This window comes from Ignatzschineria sp. 22MB058224 (assembly GCF_058188435.1).
The window spans coordinates 141,017-160,585 of record NZ_CP187366.1 but is presented as its reverse complement, the minus strand read 5'-3'; the positions used below and the strand labels follow the sequence as shown (position 1 = coordinate 160,585).

Genomic DNA, 19,569 nt, shown 5'->3' with positions numbered 1-19,569 from the left:
TATCGATATTTGGATGAACTAGTATGACTTTTCAGTTAAAAAACTACTTAAAATTGCTCTTTAGCAAACAGTTTAATTTGATTTTACTGCTCTTTATTCCATCGTTCAGTCATGCTCAAATGGGCGAGGAGACATTTTCACTCTCGAATCTTTTAACCGATTTTCATTCTGTGAAAATCATGGCGATTGTGGTTCTGTTTATCGTCATTTTTCTATCAATTATTATCCGAATCTTTAAACGAAAAAGTCAGCAAAAAGATTTCAATCAACAACTACTCGATGCATTTAAAGTCCCGCCGACAGATAAAGCTCCATACTCTTCTAGCAAAATCGAACTCCCCTTTTTACCTGATACCACAAATGATATTGTTACCCAAGTAACTACTGAAGAGAGCACTCCAGAAATTCATGTACCAATACCCATCTACACAGCACCTTCCGATTCTACATTAGAAATCAGCGACTTAGAAGCTCAAAGAGTCGTGCTAAACTCTCGTAGGAAAATTGTATCAATAAGCATCATGATCGTTTTTGGTACCACAATTGGTTCCATCGTTTTAACAGCTTTTACAGGCAATCGACCTTTCAGTATTAGCATGGCACTGCTTTTGGTCCTTTCGGCATCACTACTGCCCTATCTCCCTAAACGCTTCAAATGGACGATTGCCATTATTCATGCATTGCCGACATCCATCATCTACCTAATGATCGCCACAATCTTCTTAAATATGAAAATAGGTTTAGCCGTTGGAATCCTTTCTCTGCTCTACAATAGTTATCGATTTGGCACTGGTAAAATACCATTACCCAAAACCAATCCACAACAATAGATCGAAAGCATTTTAAACTATTTACAACATCAGCCAATAAAGCATCTTTTAGCCACTCTATTTTAATAGTTACATTTAGAAAGAAGATATTTCATACATTTACCCCATAACCGCTACAATAGGCTATTCCTATTTCATATTCAGACGCATTAGTAACATGACTCTTCTACGCACTATTTCTGAACACTTTAAACAGCTGTTTATTGTAACTTTTTTTATGTTCTCCTCGATGTTGCAGATGGCTATTGCTGCCCCGACAATTCCTACGCTAGATAATGGCGTTATGGATGAGGCTGCACTATTAACAGTGATACAAAAAGAGACACTTAATCAGGAAATCATGAAACTTGAGGCGGATATTGGCTCTCAAGTTGCTGTGCTTATCATTCCATCTCTTCAAGGAGAAGATATTGTTGAATACGGTGTTGAAGTCATGGAGAAGTGGCAACTTGGACGAAAAGGAATTGATGACGGATTATTACTGCTGATTTCTGTGAATGATCGTCAAGCACGTATTGAAGTCGGCTATGGACTAGAAGGGGCTATCCCTGATATCTTAGCAGGCATTATTTTAGATGATGTGCTCTTCCCGAGGTTCAAAGAAGGAAATTATTTCCAAGGAATTTCCGATGCCGTAGATTCTCTTATTAGCGCCATTCGCGGTGAATATCAATATCCTGGCGAAACATCAACAGCGACCGCTCCCACACAAACAACCCTTCTATCTCCTACATTTTTACTCATTGGTTCGGCTATTGGAGCCCTTCTATTAGGAATTTCATTAGTAGCCTTTTCACGCAGGCAGCAAAATATAATAAGCGCTCGGACTAAACCGTTTATTAATGTTTTTTCAAAAAAAACACGAAGCAAAGAAGAACGATTACAAGCCTTTCACAAAACACCGATACAAATTATCGTCACTATACTCTTTTTACTCTTTATTTGGAGCACGATCTGCACTATTTTTGCCATGATCTGTCATAGTTGGACATATGGACTATATCTTGGAACACCAGTCACCCTATTTCAATCCTTGATTATGTTTGTGCCTGCTCGTTATCAGTGGGGATACAGTCTTTTACGTGCATTACCATCGAGTTTGATCATCGGTTTTTTTGCAGGAGCTGGGGTTGGGATCTCCTTAGGACTGATTATTGGATTTGGTTTTCTCATTGTTCAAACAATTGGCCTAGCAACGGGATTGATGAAAGAACCCATTCAAATATCAGTCGGTTCTTCAGTCAGTCGTGGTGGCGGCTTTGGCGGAAGAGGAAGAGGCGGGGGATTCGGAGGTGGAAGCAGCAGAGGTGGGCGAAGTGGCGGCGGCGGTCGAAGCGGAGGTGGTGGCGCTTCTGGCGGTTGGTAATTAAACTTCAGATATTTTAGTCACGCAAATTCAAAAACTCTGTTTTGATGGATTTAAAAGTCGCTTCTGCAACGCCATTATCGTACGGAAAGCTTTTTTACTCAGCGATCTCTTAATACCAAAAGTTGTTCAACTATCGCTTATTAGCTGATTATCAAACTCCTTACCTCGATCAGAGTGGAAAATATCAATGCTTGATAGATTCATTGATAATTGACTAATAGCAGTCGTGACAAGAAAAGCATTTTTATGAATCCCTTATGCTGTGACTAACAATTTTTTGAGTTGATAAATCCGATAATCGCATGGTAATTTCGATGAAAAAATTATTTTCGTCCCATTATCAATGCTACTTGCTTTAATATATTATTTCCCATACTGAGAATTTTAGGTTCTTTTCGCAATTGAATGAGTTCATTTTCTTCCTCAGAACGATTGTTCTTTTCTTTAAAAGAACCGATCTTCATATCTTGTTGAATCCATCGATTAAAAATCGTACTAATGGGGTAGCCTATCCAAACTATCATTAGATAAATATATTTGGGATAGATGCTTACTGAACTCTAAAAATAATTGAGGTGTTTCTAGGTAAAATTTTTCTGTATATTTATAAGGATGTTTTTTAATTTTGTTATAGTGGGAAATTTTGGAGATTAATATGATCGATTTACAACAATCGGCATTCGATTTTACTAAGACAATTAAAGAAGCTATTGTCACTAGAACTTATAATGGAACAAAATATCCTTCAGGAACAAAATCTAAGGAAGCACTCATTAGAAGTCAAACTTTAATCCAAATATTTCATTTGTATTTGCAGCGTAGTTTGTATGATGCTCTGATGAATAATCAAAAACTAAATAAGTTTAGCTGGGATGTATATCCACCGTTAGGGGATATAAAACCCGAGCAAAAGATATATGGAGCATTAAAAGGAAAGGATCAAGATTTAACTTTTTTAAGATCTTCTAAAAATAAAGAATATCTAGAGAAGCTTGAAGTGACCGATCAAGTAGGGTTTACTGCTTCAAATCAAAGTATTCTATGTGGTATACGTAGTCAAATGAGCAGTGTCAATAAGAACTTTGATACCTTAATGGAGAGAGCCATTGCCGAAACTGTAAACTTAAGGATTCGATTACCTAATGTAACTCTAGGAGAGTTATATGTTATACCATTGGTCGAACTAGATACGAAAAAGTCAAATCAAGATATTTTTAAGACAGTTAGTAAACCTGTTGATATTGCTAAATTTATACGTCAATTTCATTTTATGACTAGAAGCGATGATCAAGATGAAATATATATGGTCGATGCTTCTTGCTTATTAATTATAGATTTAAATAATGATGGTCAAATTATTTTTGACTCTATGAGTCTTTTGGAATTAGGATATCCAGAGAATATTTGTGAAGAATTTTCATTGATACAACCTAGGGGATTTCAGGAAAGATTAATTAAAGCTTATATTAAAAATAATAATCTTTAATTACATCATCAATACAAATATTACTATCTAATAATTTTTTTTGGTCGGATATTAGACTATTGGGGATACAAAAGTTTTCTATGAAGTTTTTTTGGTAGCATTGATAACCTCCCTCTATTTCAAAAGAGGTTAACTTTGCATAATTTTCAAAAAAATCACTATTTAATATTTTTTGAATAAACTCCAACGTTAGAGAGGTATCTTCTTTGGGTTTTAACGCGTAACCATTAGAAAATAAACTGCTTGTATGGTCATATATAAAATTACTACCATTATTAAAAGTTTTTGTTAGAAGTTTGTTTTTTACAGGAGTCATACTTTGATTCCTGCCCCATTCAAACCAAAGTGATTTATTGTTCTTAGAAGAGCTTCTATTTAGTAGCTCTTCTTTCCACTGTAATAAAGCTATGTATGTTTTTGGAAATTTTACTCTGAAAGTTTCTTCAGGTATAAGTATATTATTTAAATAGGGGAAAATAATTCCTCTATTATTTTTATTAATATCATCGCTATGATTAATATCAGATATTTTTATTAAAGGCATCACTAAGTCTGACTCTATCTCAAAGAGATTACCATTAGGACATGAAGAGTACCACAAGTTATTTTCATCTTTAAAAACAGTAAAGGCTTTATCTTTTAAGGTCGCAATTCCTACCCAAATATCACATAAATTTTTCAGCTTTTCCCCATTACTCTCTGTTTTTATTAAAAAATCCAACTCATCAGGAGATCCTAATCTCCATTTTTTATAATTTAATTGAGAATTGTATAGGGTATAGCAATTATCATCTTTGATATAATTAAACTTCTGTTGTTTTTCAGAAGATATATATAATAGACAAGTATAAGCACTTATATCTTTAAATACTTTGTTGGCTCCAAATGTCAATATTTTAAATATATATTCCCCAATATTTTTTCTTAAATTTGCAGCAGAATTCGAAGTAAATAAATTATTTTGGGTAATAATGCCAATAGCTCCTTTATCAGTTAAATTTTTTTGCATATTAGCAATAAACAATGGTGCAGTACCAATTGATCCTGTAAACACGTCTTTAAATCTAGCTTTTAATTTTTCTCTATCCTCTATTTTAATGTTTTGTAATTTAATATAAGGTGGGTTTGTTATAAAAATATCAAATTTATCATCTGAAAATAGGAAGTCACAATTTTCAATGTTGGGATATATCAATGTTGGATCAATTGCTTTATTTATAACAAAACAGTAAATATTGCATAGAGACAAGAGAATTGATGATTTATCTATATCCTTCATAAATATATTTTTATTGAAGGCTTCTATGATACCAATCCCTTTTTGATGCAGATTAATAGCTATATCGATAGAAAAAGCGGCACTACCACAACAAGGGTCACAAATTTTTATATTTTTATAGTCACTGACTTTAGCAAAAGTATCTTGAATAATTATGTTTCTAATTTCTTCAGGAGTATATGTGATCCCTAAAAGCTTTTGTTTATTTTTATCATGAATCTGATTAAAAAAAGAAATATCAAGATCGATAGTTTTGTTTAGTAAGAAAAAATCGAATATACTCTTGATATTGTTGACTTCTTCTTTTTCAAATGAAATATTCTTAACGTTAGAATCTATCCATTTAACAAATTTTTCAAACATTTTTCAGTATCTCTTAAGTTTTATTAGAAAGTCAGATCAGTGATTTGTATATTCCCCCACTCATAAACTCGTATAATAGTTTTATTTTCTTGTTTGAGCGAGAGATAAGAACTTTCATATTATTTACTACTTTTTTCAAAACTAGTACCCCTATGTATTAAGTCAATAGGTATATTCAGGTTATTGTACCTTTCTTAGAGTATTGCTAATAGGAAATTATGATCTATTTACTTATGCAGTAAATTCAAATACGAACAAAGTGTAACAGATGAGTTTTTAGCTAAAAACTCACAAGGCGTTAAATATCCTAACACTTTTCTAGGTCTATTATTCAGAAGATCTTCAACTCGCTGTACATCTGCTAGATCTAGATTATCTAAAGCTTGATCTTTTTTGAAGATGTGTTGGATTAGGCCACTTGTATTTTCATTCGTTCCTCGCCCCAGGAATGATATGGCATTGCAAAATAGATATTTCCCCCTAGCTCTTCAGAAATTTTCTCATGATCTGAAAATTCTTTTCCATTATCAAATGTAATCGTTAATACGGGGTGATCTCCAAAAGCTCAATGCTCACTTTTACTATTAACTCAGCTTTTATATTGGGCAAATCTCTAATTTTATCGGTCAACATAGGTTAATAGTACACCACGGTGATCCTTCCCAAAAATCGTGCCTTCTTCCCAACTCTCAACTCTTCCCGATAATCATTACCGTTAAATGATCGTTTTCGGTACATTTTTTGGGTTACGTAGAAAGGTATAGAGAGTCCCCCTGCTTTTTTATTTTGGTAGATAAAAAGGTAGATCGCCTCAATGGATCCCACATCCCTCCAACCAAGTATCTTTAATCGGCCATTATTTATTCAGGAGAGCAGTGATTCTGTAAAAGATACGCTACATAATGCCAGAAAAACTCAGTTAATCGTACTTGGTTATAAGCTTTGCGATCCCTTGCAAATGTATTGGCCTATTTTGGTCAATAGCCTCTTAATCCTCGATTGCGTTTTATTTCTCGGTAGATAGTACTTCTATCTCAATGAAGTGTTCTTGCTATCTTTGTAACAGCAATGTTGTTTTGCATTAATACAGAAATTTTAAATCGTTCATCTAAGATAGGATGTGAATTGTGCAACATAATTCGACTTCTTAAAGGGATGGATAATGGCTGTATTTATTACATGTTACTTATTTTTCAAATAGTTAAAGAGTGTTGCACTTCATACTTGAATCTAAGAAATAATAAAAAAGAGTTTTATAACATTCTATAAAACTCTTTTTCAAAGAACTCGCTAAAATTCTCTTTTAGTAACGATTTAAATAACTCTATTTTGCTAATTTATAAGGCTCTAATCCTAACACCATTCGACCATATTTGGTCGCAATATTGATCGCTTCATCTAAATCGGTGTAACGACAACCCGTAACGAGAAGCTTTAACTCTTCCCACATATCACCATCACTAAATGGCAACATATAATCTGCAATATTATCCGTTCCAACTGCCACAGGAATACCTGCCTTCACAAGCTCATCTGCCGGTGTAATAGCATTACGTGTCGGGCCATGGTCTTCACGCCGAGGGCTATCGATCCAAGCAAATGGGCATGCAATCACCATCATTTTTGCTTGACGCATTTTTTCATAAAGCATTTTACGGTATGCTTCATCATGTGCAGTGATCGAAATACTATGAATCGCAACAACTCGTCCTTCCATGCCATGTTCAATTGTTTTATCAGCAACAAGCTCGGTCTCTTTTTCATCCTTAGAATTAAACTGATCAACATGAACATGAACCATTTTTCCTTGTGATTTTGCTGTCTGCATCAATACATCCATATGCACAGCATCCATACCTTCACCATGGTCACGGAGATCTCGACGTGGGAGCCCTCCAATAATATCGACCTTGTCGGCACCTTTATCGAACCAGTAACGTGCCTCTTTATCAATAACGCCTTTCAACGTTTGGTTCACCAATTTAATTGTAATATCTTTTTCATAATTTAAACGAGCACGAAGTGCGGCATTAATTGCACGCTCTTCACAAATAGGATCGACATCGATAAAACTTCCTACCGCTGAAACACCTTGTTCGATCATACGTTCAATTCCCATCGAGAACTGACGGTAATAATCTTCTTCCGTCATATTACGTTTAATACGATCAACTGTATCCCATTTTTCAATTAATGTTTGGGTTTGGTAGACTTCAAATCCTTCATAATCAATCGTAAATGCACGATCTCCATGCATATGAGCATTCACCCACCCACCATTTTTTTTAATATTATTTAGCAGATATGCCTTGACGCTACGAGTGTCTGTGTAAATACGATGCTCTTTCTCAACTAATGTGCTCATAGGAATCTCCTTATTTTTTAAAATTCATCACGGCGTTACTACGGACAAAAAAAAACCTCCAACAAATTGGAGGTTTTTTTAAAAAATAGAATTAGAAGAAATAGTACGGCGAACTCCTATTCGGAAATCCCCTACCGCGAAAGATCGTTCTCTCTTTTGCATTTTTTATCTCTCCTAATTGCCGTGTTCAAAACAAACGAGTACATTCTATGCTTCAAAAAAAAATTTGCAAGCTTTATTCCTAAAATATCTTCGAATATCTTTTCACCAGCTGCTAGCGACGAATATTAGGCTGATTTCCCCAGTTTAATTTTTCACGTAATGTTGAAAAATAATGATAATCTTTTGAGTGAAGAAGTGTTAATGGGAATTCCGATTGCTCGATTGTCAGAACCTGCCCTGCTGAAAGCGTAAATAACTCTTGTCCATCACATGTCACATTTACCGGCGCACGCTCACGATCACTCGTAATCACAGTAATTTTACTACTCGATGGCACAACTAATGGACGATGACTCAAGGTATGTGGACAAACAGGTGAAATCACAATTGCCGGTAATGTCGGATAGACAATCGGGCCGCCTGTTGATAACGAGTAAGCGGTAGATCCCGTAGGTGTCGCAAGAATCAAACCATCTGCACGATATGTTGAAAGATAACGGTCATTCACATAAACATCAATTTCTATGAGGCGAGATAATTCGGTCTTATGGATGACCACATCATTCATCGCAAAAGAGCGAAAATCACGATCTAGCGATGCTTTAAGAAGAAACCGCTCTTCAAATGACACTTTTCCTTCCAATATCTCATACAAATATGTATGGATTGTACGCTGATCAATATCTGTTAAAAACCCTAAACGTCCGAGATTCACACCTAAAATGGGAATATTAAAATGATGCACTTTACGAGCAATTCCTAAAAAGGTACCATCTCCGCCAAAAGCAATAATCAAATCCACATCGGCAATTTGATTCATAATATCCGCAGGATATTCTAAATCTGTCCGATAACGATAATTATCAACTTCAAAATAAGAAACGCCACTTTCAGCCATAATATTTTTAGCGCGAGCAACCGCTTCCTGCACTTCACTTGACTCTTTATTACTGAGAATTAAGGCTATTTTTTGAATTTTTTTCATATTCTGTGCTATTGTGAATTATTTAAAGTAGTGCAATAGCATAGCATGTTAGTCTAATCAAGAAAGTGCTAATTTACTGTTTTATTGATACGTATTAAAGAAAACCTAAGCGTCAACATCGAAGACGCTTTAGCCTTAGTCATAAAAATAATCAAACTATTCTTATGAATAGTCTTTGGTTTATACAATTAAAAATATTATCGGTTAAATTGTATTTGTATACCTTTTTCTAGTAAATACTGTTTATAAAATAGGAATATCAATGATCAAATTGACTGCAGATGCTTAAACAGCTCTTCGATACATTACTTCCCGCCTATGAGCCGAAGTCCGATTAAACTACGCGAATGTATATTGGAGGTATAATGCGTAAAGCCCTTCTTCTTTTATTAAGCATTGCGCTCTTTCCGAGCCTTACCTTAGCAGGCAGTGAAACCACATTTGATGGTGCCATTCTTTCCCCCCTATGGGCGATTCCATTTATTGGAATTATTTTATCGATTGCTATTTTCCCTCTTTTTGCCCCACGAATATGGGAGCATCATTTTGGAAAAATTACTGCCGCATGGTCACTTCTTTTTATTATTCCACTACTCTTCACCTATGACTTCAACATTAGTGCTAACATCTTCGCGCATGCACTAATAGAAGAGTACATCCCTTTCATTTTATTATTATTGGTTCTATTCGCCGCCTCCGGCGGAATTAATATTTCCGGGAATTTAGTGGCAAGCCCTAAATTTAATGTCTCGATCTTAGCAATCGGCACCATATTGGCCTCCGTTATGGGAACAACCGGTGCCGCGATGTTACTGATTCGTCCAATATTAATGGCGAACCGTAATCGTAAACATCGCATGCATATCCCTATTTTCTTTATCTTTTTAGTAGCAAATATTGGGGGAGGCTTAACACCGCTAGGCGATCCACCACTCTTTCTTGGTTTCTTGAATGGGGTCGATTTTTTCTGGACCCTAGAACATATGTTCCTACCCGTATTAATTTTCTCGGTGGTTCTCTTAACGGTTTTCTACTTTATCGATCTTCACTATTTCCGTAAAGAAAAGATCGCAAAACCTACGGAAAAAACAACTGTTGTTATTATCGGAAAACAGAATTTCTTCATTATTTTAGGCGTTCTTCTGGGAATTATTATTTCCGGTGTATGGCATCCAGAAAAAACATGGGATCTGTTCGGTGTGAAGGTTAAAATGGAAAACGTATTCCGTGATCTCTTCTTCATCTTCTTAACATTTCTCTCTCTCAAAATTACCTCTAAATCAATCCGTCAGGCAAATAACTTCAATTGGGAACCGATTTTAGAGGTAGCAAAACTTTTTGCAGGAATTTTCTTAACGATCGTCCCCGTGATTGCGATTTTAGAAGCAGGAAGTGAAGGTGCTCTCGGCGCAATTGTCGATGTGACACATGCAGCAGATGGTTCACCAATCAATGTAGTTTACTTCTGGGTAACAGCAGTACTCTCAGCATTCCTTGACAATGCACCGACTTACCTTGTTTTCTTTAAAATGGCAGGTGCCCAAGCTCCTGATGGCATGGTGGCAGCGGACTATCTCATGAATGTAATGCCAGCAACGCTCCTCGCAATCTCTATGGGTACAGTATTTACAGGACCTTTGACTTATATCGGCAATGCACCAAACTTTATGATCAAATCGATGGCTGAACAAGAAGGAATCAAAATGCCTTCTTTCTTCGGATATATGTTTATAGCAATTATAGTCTTAGTTCCCGTCTATATTCTTCTCAACTTTATTTTCCTCTAAAAAGCACAAACAACTGTGAGGAAAAGTTAAAAAAGCGCTAGATTTTCTAGCGCTTTCTTGTAATATTTAAAAGTGTTGGCTCATATTTATAATGGCTTACAACATCGAACTTATCATCAATTAGGCAGGATAAAAATAATGACTCTGTTAGTACAAAAATATGGGGGCAGTTCTGTTGCAACTATCGAACGAATCCAAAATGTCGCCCGCCGTATTCAAACATATCACGAAAAAGGGCATCAAATGGTCATTGTGCTTTCGGCAATGTCCGGAGAAACTGACCGTTTGATTCAGCTTGCGCAAGCCTTAACAAAACGTCCAAATCCTCGCGAGATGGATGCACTAGTATCAACCGGCGAGCAAGTAAGTATTTCACTTCTTTGTATTGCTTTAGAGGCGATGGGAATTAAAGCTAAATCCTATACTGGTAATCAAGCGGGAATTCTGACTGATAAAGCACATACCAAAGCACGAATTAAAAATATTGACACCTCTGCAATTCAAACAGATTTAGACAAAGGATATGTCGTCGTCGTCGCCGGTTTCCAAGGCGTGACAGATGAAGGTTCTGTAACGACACTTGGCCGTGGTGGTTCTGATACAACAGCAGTTGCACTTGCTGCAAGTTTAAAGGCATCTGAATGCCAAATTTTTACTGATGTCGATGGTGTATATACCACCGACCCACGCATTGAGCCTAAAGCACGTAAACTTGATAAGCTTGCCTTTGAAGAGATGCTTGAACTATCAAGCCTTGGTTCAAAAGTATTACAAATTCGCTCAGTTGAGCTAGCCGCAAAAAATCAGGTTCCTATCCGTGTTCTCTCTTCGTTGATCGAGAAAAATGAAGGAACCCTTATAACTACAGAGAAGGATATTGACATGGAAGCAGCCATTATCTCCGGTGTTGCCACAAGTAAAAATGAAGCAAAAATAACTGTTTTAGGTGTCCCGGATCAACCTGGAATCGCCTTTAACATTCTTGAGCAAATTAGCAATGCCAATATTGAAGTGGACATGATTGTCCAAAATATCTCACAAGATGGTACAACAGACTTCACTTTCACTGTTAATGAGACCGACTTCGATAGAGCGTTGGAAATTACAGAGCAATCAGCTAAAGAGATGGGAGCTCGTAAAGTTCTTGGTGATACTGATATTGTAAAAGTATCGCTTGTCGGCCTTGGTATGCGCTCACATGCGGGAGTGGCAAGTTTGATGTTTAAAGCGCTTGCGAATGAGAAAATTAATATTAAGATGATCTCTACTTCAGAAATTAAAGTATCTGTTGTGATCGATAGTAAATACCATGAGCTTGCCGTGCGCACGCTCCATGATGCATTTAAACTAGACGAGAAATAGAGAGAATCGTTAATTTTTATTATAATAACCTCAATCACTTAAAAAATTAACAGGATAAACGCCGTTAAATTGTTTTAACGGCGCCATTTTATGAAAAAATTGCGATTATTGCTAACGTCATTACTCAGTCTCTCTACCCTCTCATTTGTGCAAGGAGCACAAATGATGGATGTGACGATCGAAGGTATTACGAATAAAAAAGCATTAACTAATGCTCAAAATGCAGCAGAAATTTTTTCTCTAAATGGCAAAGAAGCTCCACCTGAACTACGCATCCAATGGCTCTACCAAGAAGGTGTAAAGCAAATTGCTGACGCACTAGAGCCTTATGGATACTATCGAGCGAAAATTGATGCTCATCTTATTCAAAGTAACGAAAAAGTAAGTGTTGTTTATAAAGTAATGCCCAATGAGCAGATTCCTATTGGCCAATTAACGCTAAGCGTAACTGATCTCGAAGTACTTAAAAATCGCCCGACAGATGAAGCTAAAAGCGAATATAAAGCTTTTGAAAAAATCATCAACTCTACAAAGATGAAAGTAGGACAGCCATTAAGCCATCCGCAGTATGAGTCAACCAAAGGAAAGCTCTCCCAAAAAGCGGCTGAACTTGGATATTTTGATGCCTTTTTCCCAAAACATGAGTTAATCGTCAATTTAAATACTTATCAGGCAGATATTGATCTCGAAATGACCCTTGGAGATCGATATGTTTTTGGTGAGACAACATTCCATCAAGAGTATTTTGCACCGGAATTTCTCTATCGTTTCTTGCATAATATGCGAGAAAACAATGATTATAGTGATCAAAAACTGGTAAAACTTCAGTCAATTTTTAATGAATCGAACTACTTCGAGGATGTCGTGATCGCTCCTCAAATTAATTATAAAGAGAAAGATGTTCCTTTGGATATCTACCTCAGACTACGCAAACAACGAACTCTGACTTTAGGGGCAGGATACTCCTCAGATATTGGCATCAAATTGATGGGCGGAATTACTTGGCATTATATTAACAAATATGGGCATCGCCTCAATACAAACTTCCTTTTGGCTCAGAAAAAACGTGATGCCCTTATTAACTATCAAATTCCTGGTTCCGATCCGATCAATGATCAATATAATATTTTTGCAAAATACGACTTTGAAAATACTTCCACAAAAGATTATACAACTTATCTTGTAGGAGCCTCTAAAGAGCGAACACGAGAACAATATAAATATGGATTTTCACTCCATTACCAATATGATAGATTTCGTGATATCACCGGAGCGCGCCAAACAAGTAAGTTTTTAATCCCAGCACTCTATGGTGAATGGAAAACTGCTGAAAATATTCCTTTTAATAAACTCGGATTTAAAATCGAAGGAATGCTCCGCGGCTCTTCTAAATCGCTGTTAGGAGAAGTCTCTTTCCTACAAGCAAAACTTGGCATTACGGCATTTGTTCCTATGACGGAAAATAATCGTTTTGTTATTCGAGGCCTTGTCGGACACACACAAATTAGTAACAATAATCTCCACCGTTTGCCACCAAGTCTTCGTTTTTATGCCGGTGGCGATAACTCTGTTCGTGGTTATAAATATGATGGAATCGGCGATAAAGGCTACAATGGCGATATTTATGGTGGGAAAAAACTCGCTGTAATGAGCTTAGAGTATGAACATCGACTTTCCCCAAGCTTCTCTATTGTTGGATTTGTCGATGCAGGGGATGCTTATAATCACAAAATGGAACTCAAATATGGGGCCGGCGCTGGAATTCGTTGGTATTCACCGATTGGTACAGTAAAGTTTGACCTTGCTCACGGATTTAATAAAGAGTTTGGTGATACTGTGAGGCTGCATCTAAACATCGGCGCTGATCTATAATATTCAATGCCCATTTATCTGATAGAGTAAATAAACAACCGCTTTTAACGTATTATCAGAGTATGATAAAACCTTGTGTTTATTTTATCGTGGAGAGATTATGCAATTGCCTCAATGGTATTTTGATACTTTTAATCACTATGCAAAGAAATTGCAATCAAAAAGTGCGCTCTATGTAGCACTCAGTGCCGGTGTAGACTCTAATACCCTGCTCCATTGGCTCTATACGTTTAAAGAGCAACTTCCACCCATTTACACAATTCATGTTAATCATAATTGGCACGATGATTACTCTCATCTTTGGGCTAATTTTGCAAAACGCCGTGCGGAACATTATGGGTTTACTCATTACCATTACGAGGTACATTTTACCGAACATGACCCTCGAGGGTTAGAAGCGGCAGGCCGAGAAATGCGCTATCGTAAATTTGGGGAAACGATGATAGAAAACTCACTACTTTGCGTGGGGCATCATCGATCTGACCAAGCTGAAACTTTAATGCAGCGTATTTTACGGCGAGCGGGCATCCGAGGTTTGGGAGCAATGCGTGATTTTAATAGCGTGGAGTTTGATCCTTATACCATTAACCTCTTTCGCCCATTTCTCTCAATTTCTAAAAAAACATTGTATGAAACAGCGGTAGAACTCAATATTCCATGGATGGAAGATTATACCAATCACGAAGCAGATAATATGGAGCGTAACATTATTCGAAATAGACTCTTTAAAACGATGGAAGAATCTTTTCCTCGCTATGAAGAGTCCTTCTATCAAGTCACACAATTTATGCAAGAAGCGGATGATCTACTGCAAGAAGTTGCCGAAGAAGATCTACAAAAGTGTATCAGACCCCATACCTCGTCAATATCAGTGGAGATCAAAAGCATTTTAAATCTAGATGTTCTCAAAACATTCACCTATTTACGACAGAAAAACCTTCTCCAAGCATGGATTCGCCCATTAAATTTGATTTTATCTAAAAAACAGCTAGATGAGTTTTTCCGTGTTTTTATAGAGCAACCTCCAACACATCACTCCACTTTTAATATTGAATCATTTTGGGTAGGCTATTTTCAAGATCATCTTTATCTTTATCAAAATAAGGAGAAAAATCTCTCTGATCTTCTTTCCTATCGTTTTGTTGAAGCTAATCATGCTCCCCCTTTAGAGTTTTGGGAATCGCTCTCCTTAGAATTACGAGAACGTCATGGCGGTGAACGCTTCCATCCTATCAACAGAAATCGAAGTCAAACACTAAAGAAACTACTTCAAGAAAAAAATCTACCTCTTTGGGAAAGGAATCATTGCTATCTTCTTGTCGATACAACCACAGAAGAAATTCTTTGGACAAATCATTTAGGGCTGTCAAAAAACTTAGCAGACAAATTACAAAATAGAGGTGTTATTCCTCAACTCAGCCTGCTTCAACAGTAACAACCTCGAAAATGCATGATTATCAGACAAACTCCCTTAATTAAAGTAAAATGCTTGACACGTCCTATATCATATTTACATATCCTCAATATTATTTTGCCGACTTGCAAAATGAGGATTAGTTACAATTACCATGATATTAATATAGGAGCTTTTTATGAAACGCCTCATCTTATCAACTTTTTTTGCAACGTTAGTATCGTTAACCATCGCTTTTTCAGCACCATTAAAAGTAGTAACGAGCTTCTCAATTCTTGAAGACCTCGCTAAAAATATCGGGCAGGATGAGATTGAAGTGCAATCGATTATTGGCCCAGATCAAGATGCCCATAGCTTTGAACCCACACCAAAAGATATTCTCACGATTCAGCAGGCGGATATTGTTATTTTAAACGGTGTCGATTTTGACAATTGGCTCAAAAAAATCATTATTGCAAATGACTATAAAGGTCGAGTTATTGATGCAAGTCTTAATGTACCATTACTCACTTTTAATGCAGAACATCATCATGATCATGGCCATGATGCCTCCGAAAATCATCACCATGATGATCATGAACATAACCATGCAGAGCACGATCATCACGGACATGATCATGGCGAGTTTGATCCGCATATCTGGCAAAATCCATTAAATGTTATCGTCATGACTAAAAATATTGAAGAAGGACTGGCAGATGTTGCGCCAGAAAAAGCAGATTTTTTTGCAGAAAACTTCAAAAAATACCAAAAAGAGTTGGAAATTCTTAATCAATATGCAAAAGAAAAACTTGCGCATGATGATCACATTCATTTGATGATTCTCCATAATAGTTTTGGATATCTTGCAAAACAGTACCACCTCCATTTCATTGCTGTCTCAGATCTCAATCCGCTAGCTGAACCTTCGGCCAAAAAAATGGCGGAACTTTATAAGCTCGTTGAAGAGGAAGATATCCGCGCTATTTTTAGCGAAAATATTGCCCCTTCACGTTTTATTTCAACACTTGCGAAGGATTTAAACTTAATTGATGGCGGCATTCTCTACTCAGATGCATTAACAAAAGATGGGCCTGCAAATACGTACATCGATCTCTTTAAGCATAATGTTAATCAGATTTCTAAAATTCTTCAAAATCAAGCCCGTAAATGAGGCGTTTTTAAAATCGAAAAATAGTTGGAAACATGCTAAGATTCTAGCTATTTAATTCATACTAATTTTAATAAAGTTAAAGGCAGCGAGATTTATGTCTGAAAATATTGTCCGTACCAATTTCATTCGTCAAATTATTGATAAAGACCTTGAGACTGGTAAATACCAGAGTCCTTCGGATATTCATACACGTTTTCCGCCAGAACCCAATGGTTACCTTCATATTGGGCATGCAAAAGCTATCTGCCTTAACTTTGGTATAGCAAAAGATTATGGAGGGCGTTGTAATCTCCGTTTTGATGATACAAATCCAACAAAAGAAGAGATTGAATACGTCAATGGGATCAAACGTGATGTCGAGTGGTTGGGATTTAAATGGGATTCTCTTCACTACTCATCAGACTATTTTGAGAAATTTTATGAAATTGCCATTAAATTCATCAAAAAAGGATTGGCTTATGTGGATGATAGTAATGCCGATGAAATACGCGAGATGCGTGGAACTTTAACGGAACCTGGTATTGAATCACCATATCGCAATCGATCAATTGAAGTGAATCTTGATCTCTTTGAAAGAATGCGTAAAGGAGAGTTTAAAGATGGTGAAAAAATTCTTCGTGCAAAAATTGATATGGCCTCACCTAATATGAATCTCCGAGATCCTGCACTTTATCGTATTCGTCATGAAAATCATCATCAAACAGGTGACAAATGGTGTATCTACCCAATGTATGATTTCGCACATTCCATAGGTGATGCGATTGAGGGTATTACTCATTCTCTATGCTCATTAGAATTTGCTGATCACCGCCCGCTTTATGACTGGTGTGTTGAACAAGCAGAAATGGAACACACACCGCGTCAATATGAGTTTTCCCGCTTAAATATTGAGTACAACGTCATGTCTAAACGTCTTTTGACGCTTTTAGTAACATCAAATTTTGTTGATGGTTGGGATGACCCAAGAATGCCAACAATAGCGGGACTACGTCGTCGTGGTTGTCCTCCTGAGGCACTACGCCTTTTCTGTGATCGTATCGGCGTAACAAAATCTGAAAATCTTATCGAGCTTCAACAACTAAGCCAAGCAATGCGTGATGTATTAAATGAAAAAGCAGATCGCCGGATGGCAGTATTGGAGCCACTTAAAGTTACATTAACAAATATTACTACCGATGAAGCCTTAGAAATTCTGAATCATCCTCAAGATGAATCTCGCGGCACTCGTATGGTTAACTTCAGTAATACGCTCTATATTGATCAAGCTGATTTTCAAGAAGCGGCTAACAAACGTTATAAACGCCTTGTACTTGGTGATTTCGTACGCCTTCGCGGTGCTTACATCATCAAAGCAACCGATATCATCAAAAATGAGAATGGTGATGTTGTTGAGGTCATTGCTGAAGCGGTTCCTGGTTCGCTTGGCAAAAATGTAGAAGGAGCGAAAGCTCGTGGGGTTATCCAATGGGTCAATGCTAAAGATGCAATTGATATTACCGTCCACAACTACGATGTTCTTTTTACAGAAAAAAATCCAAATGCAATGCCTGGTGAATTAACAGATTATCTTAATCATGACTCATTAACGATCATTCATGGTAAAGGCGAACCTTCCCTGCAAGATGCGCCTGTTAGTCAAGCGTATCAATTTGAACGAATTGGCTACTATGCACGTGACTCAAAGCATGATAATTTAACATTCAACCGTGTTGTTGAGTTAAAAGATAGTTTCGGAGAATAAGCTTGAGTGAGATAATTAAATTCGGCCCCTCACTCCTTGAGGGGTTTTTCATTACCATAACATTAGGAGTCATCTCGTTCTTTATTGCAGTCGCATTAGGTCTGGGATCTGCGCTCCTTTCATTTAGTCAAATTAAACCATTGCGACTTCTTTCGGTGCTATATACCACATTAATTCGTGGAATCCCCGATATCGTACTTATCTTCCTCATTTTCTATGGGTTACAAACATTACTCAATAGTGTTACCGACTCATTCGGTTTAAATCCTCTTTTTCTAAATCCTTTTGTTTCGGGTGTCATTACGATTGGCTTAATATTTGGCGCCTTTATTTCGGAAACATTCCGTGGTGCATTAATGGCGGTTCCCAAAGGTCAATTTGAATCCTGTATTGCATTAGGAATGTCAAAAACCCACTTTTACCGTAGAATTATCTTTCCCCAAGCAATGCGTTTCGCACTCCCTGGATTAAGTAATAACTGGTTAGTGATGCTAAAAACCACCGCTCTAGTCTCACTTATTGGTTTACATGATCTGGTATTCATCGCAAATAATGCTGGAAAAGCCACACGCCTAACATTTGATTTTTATCTCGTAACAGCACTAGGATTTCTCCTTTTGACCACTGTTTCAATCTTTATAATTAAATATTTAGAGCGTCATTACAGTACCGGTTTTAAAAATGAGGTATCGCTATGATGGAAGATATTATTAATGAATTGCCTGATCTATTACCTGCTATTTGGCTAACGATTAAACTTACCATCATCGCCTCTCTGGCAGGACTTATTTTTGCGATTCCTCTATCTATCCTTTCGCTCTCACAACGGGCAGTTATTCGTCTACCGATCGAAGCATTTAGTTATTTCTTCCGTGGTACACCACTTCTTGTTCAAATTTATTTGATCTACTTCGGCTTAGGTCAATTTGAAGCTATTCGTAATAGTGGCTGGCTATGGGAAAATGTGTTAACTGATGCCTATAAATGCGCATTAATTGCCTTTACACTTAATACTTGCGCCTATACGATAGAGATTTTTAAAGGTGCATTAAAGCATACGCCTAAAGGCGAGATTGAGGCGGGAATAGCCTTTGGAATGAGCAAATTTACGCTCTTTAGACGAATTATCTTCCCATCAGGTTTTCGCCGTGCCTTGCCTGCTTACAGCAATGAAGTTATCTTTATGCTCCACGGAACTGCGCAAGCATCGGTATTAACATTAGTCGATATTTTGGGATGGGCACGAAAAGTATATAGCCTTACTTATTCACCTTTTACCCCATTCTTAATCGCTGCAATTGCCTATCTAATTTTAACCTTTATTTTGGTGGCAATTTTCAAATATTGTGAAAAAAGATGGTTGTCTTACCTCAAACCTACTTTCTAATAACAAAGATTATT

The 19,569-nt window shown here is 36.7% G+C and carries 15 protein-coding genes; 11 read left to right on the top strand and 4 right to left on the bottom strand.

What is annotated here, in order from left to right; genetic code table 11:
* The first annotated feature begins 23 nt into the window (after nucleotides 1-23).
* Together ACPF7B_RS00610 and ACPF7B_RS00605 are read left to right on the top strand one after the other, a co-directional pair.
* Nucleotides 24-830 carry a hypothetical protein gene (locus tag ACPF7B_RS00610; RefSeq protein ID WP_490505707.1) on the top strand — a complete coding sequence of 269 codons (807 nt, stop codon included), beginning with the start codon at nucleotides 24-26 and terminating at the stop codon, nucleotides 828-830.
* Nucleotides 831-987: 157 nt separating this feature from the next.
* Nucleotides 988-2,196: a TPM domain-containing protein gene (locus ACPF7B_RS00605; protein ID WP_490505706.1), complete on the top strand. Its 1,209-nt coding sequence runs from the start codon at nucleotides 988-990 to the stop codon at nucleotides 2,194-2,196.
* A gap of 326 nt (nucleotides 2,197-2,522) precedes the next feature.
* Here ACPF7B_RS00605 and ACPF7B_RS00600 read toward each other — a convergent pair whose 3' ends face one another.
* On the bottom strand, nucleotides 2,523-2,663 hold the full coding sequence (locus ACPF7B_RS00600) for a hypothetical protein (protein ID WP_490505705.1): 141 nt from the start codon (nucleotides 2,661-2,663) through the stop codon (nucleotides 2,523-2,525).
* A gap of 191 nt (nucleotides 2,664-2,854) precedes the next feature.
* Between ACPF7B_RS00600 and ACPF7B_RS00595 the strand changes: the two genes are divergently transcribed.
* Nucleotides 2,855-3,685 (top strand): hypothetical protein, encoded by an 831-nt coding sequence (locus ACPF7B_RS00595; RefSeq protein ID WP_490505704.1) that lies wholly within the window; start codon nucleotides 2,855-2,857, stop codon nucleotides 3,683-3,685.
* Here ACPF7B_RS00595 and ACPF7B_RS00590 read toward each other — a convergent pair.
* The 3 genes from ACPF7B_RS00590 to ACPF7B_RS00580 all read right to left on the bottom strand — a co-directional run bounded on the left by ACPF7B_RS00590 (nucleotide 3,666) and on the right by ACPF7B_RS00580 (nucleotide 8,839).
* Nucleotides 3,666-5,327 carry an HsdM family class I SAM-dependent methyltransferase gene (locus tag ACPF7B_RS00590; RefSeq protein WP_490505703.1) on the bottom strand — a complete coding sequence of 554 codons (1,662 nt, stop codon included), beginning with the start codon at nucleotides 5,325-5,327 and terminating at the stop codon, nucleotides 3,666-3,668. The two genes, ACPF7B_RS00595 and ACPF7B_RS00590, sit on opposite strands and share 20 nt — an antisense overlap.
* 1,324 nt (nucleotides 5,328-6,651) lie before the next feature.
* Nucleotides 6,652-7,692, bottom strand: coding sequence for an amidohydrolase family protein (locus ACPF7B_RS00585; RefSeq protein WP_490505702.1), 1,041 nt, complete (start codon nucleotides 7,690-7,692; stop codon nucleotides 6,652-6,654).
* A 274-nt stretch (nucleotides 7,693-7,966) separates the two neighbouring features.
* Entirely contained in the window at nucleotides 7,967-8,839 is an 873-nt protein-coding gene (locus ACPF7B_RS00580; protein WP_490505701.1) for an NAD(+)/NADH kinase, read from the bottom strand.
* A 365-nt stretch (nucleotides 8,840-9,204) separates the two neighbouring features.
* On the opposite strand from ACPF7B_RS00580, the gene ACPF7B_RS00575 reads away from it, so the two are divergent.
* From ACPF7B_RS00575 to ACPF7B_RS00540, 8 genes are all read left to right on the top strand, one after another.
* On the top strand, nucleotides 9,205-10,626 hold the full coding sequence (locus ACPF7B_RS00575) for a sodium:proton antiporter (RefSeq protein ID WP_490505700.1): 1,422 nt from the start codon (nucleotides 9,205-9,207) through the stop codon (nucleotides 10,624-10,626).
* 138 nt (nucleotides 10,627-10,764) lie between these two features.
* The gene (locus ACPF7B_RS00570; RefSeq protein ID WP_490505699.1) at nucleotides 10,765-11,988 is read left to right on the top strand and encodes an aspartate kinase; all 1,224 of its coding nucleotides are present in this window, start codon (nucleotides 10,765-10,767) and stop codon (nucleotides 11,986-11,988) included.
* Between the two features lie 90 nt (nucleotides 11,989-12,078).
* Nucleotides 12,079-13,860 (top strand): autotransporter assembly complex protein TamA, encoded by a 1,782-nt coding sequence (locus ACPF7B_RS00565; RefSeq protein WP_490505698.1) that lies wholly within the window; start codon nucleotides 12,079-12,081, stop codon nucleotides 13,858-13,860.
* Between the two features lie 100 nt (nucleotides 13,861-13,960).
* Nucleotides 13,961-15,295, top strand: a complete 1,335-nt coding sequence (gene tilS / locus ACPF7B_RS00560) for a tRNA lysidine(34) synthetase TilS (RefSeq protein WP_490505697.1) — start codon at nucleotides 13,961-13,963, stop codon at nucleotides 15,293-15,295.
* A 157-nt stretch (nucleotides 15,296-15,452) separates the two neighbouring features.
* Nucleotides 15,453-16,427, top strand: coding sequence for a metal ABC transporter substrate-binding protein (locus tag ACPF7B_RS00555; RefSeq protein ID WP_490505696.1), 975 nt, complete (start codon nucleotides 15,453-15,455; stop codon nucleotides 16,425-16,427).
* Nucleotides 16,428-16,521: 94 nt separating this feature from the next.
* Nucleotides 16,522-18,168, top strand: coding sequence for a glutamine--tRNA ligase/YqeY domain fusion protein (locus tag ACPF7B_RS00550; RefSeq protein ID WP_490505695.1), 1,647 nt, complete (start codon nucleotides 16,522-16,524; stop codon nucleotides 18,166-18,168).
* A 2-nt stretch (nucleotides 18,169-18,170) separates the two neighbouring features.
* The gene (locus ACPF7B_RS00545; protein ID WP_490505694.1) at nucleotides 18,171-18,866 is read left to right on the top strand and encodes an ABC transporter permease; all 696 of its coding nucleotides are present in this window, start codon (nucleotides 18,171-18,173) and stop codon (nucleotides 18,864-18,866) included.
* Complete coding sequence (locus tag ACPF7B_RS00540; RefSeq protein ID WP_490505693.1) at nucleotides 18,863-19,555, top strand: ABC transporter permease; 693 nt, start codon at nucleotides 18,863-18,865, stop codon at nucleotides 19,553-19,555. The genes ACPF7B_RS00545 and ACPF7B_RS00540 overlap by 4 nt, the downstream gene beginning before the upstream one ends.
* Nucleotides 19,556-19,569: the final 14 nt, after the last annotated feature.

Coding starts and splice junctions, on each gene's coding strand:
- ACPF7B_RS00610 (WP_490505707.1), top strand. CDS start 24: ATGACTTTTCAGTTAAAAAACTACTTAAAATTGCTCTTTAGCAAACAG.
- ACPF7B_RS00605 (WP_490505706.1), top strand. CDS start 988: ATGACTCTTCTACGCACTATTTCTGAACACTTTAAACAGCTGTTTATT.
- ACPF7B_RS00585 (WP_490505702.1), bottom strand. CDS start 7,692: ATGAGCACATTAGTTGAGAAAGAGCATCGTATTTACACAGACACTCGT.
- ACPF7B_RS00555 (WP_490505696.1), top strand. CDS start 15,453: ATGAAACGCCTCATCTTATCAACTTTTTTTGCAACGTTAGTATCGTTA.
- ACPF7B_RS00570 (WP_490505699.1), top strand. CDS start 10,765: ATGACTCTGTTAGTACAAAAATATGGGGGCAGTTCTGTTGCAACTATC.
- ACPF7B_RS00595 (WP_490505704.1), top strand. CDS start 2,855: ATGATCGATTTACAACAATCGGCATTCGATTTTACTAAGACAATTAAA.
- tilS (WP_490505697.1), top strand. CDS start 13,961: ATGCAATTGCCTCAATGGTATTTTGATACTTTTAATCACTATGCAAAG.
- ACPF7B_RS00540 (WP_490505693.1), top strand. CDS start 18,863: ATGATGGAAGATATTATTAATGAATTGCCTGATCTATTACCTGCTATT.
- ACPF7B_RS00590 (WP_490505703.1), bottom strand. CDS start 5,327: ATGTTTGAAAAATTTGTTAAATGGATAGATTCTAACGTTAAGAATATT.
- ACPF7B_RS00575 (WP_490505700.1), top strand. CDS start 9,205: ATGCGTAAAGCCCTTCTTCTTTTATTAAGCATTGCGCTCTTTCCGAGC.
- ACPF7B_RS00550 (WP_490505695.1), top strand. CDS start 16,522: ATGTCTGAAAATATTGTCCGTACCAATTTCATTCGTCAAATTATTGAT.
- ACPF7B_RS00600 (WP_490505705.1), bottom strand. CDS start 2,663: ATGAAGATCGGTTCTTTTAAAGAAAAGAACAATCGTTCTGAGGAAGAA.
- ACPF7B_RS00580 (WP_490505701.1), bottom strand. CDS start 8,839: ATGAAAAAAATTCAAAAAATAGCCTTAATTCTCAGTAATAAAGAGTCA.
- ACPF7B_RS00565 (WP_490505698.1), top strand. CDS start 12,079: ATGAAAAAATTGCGATTATTGCTAACGTCATTACTCAGTCTCTCTACC.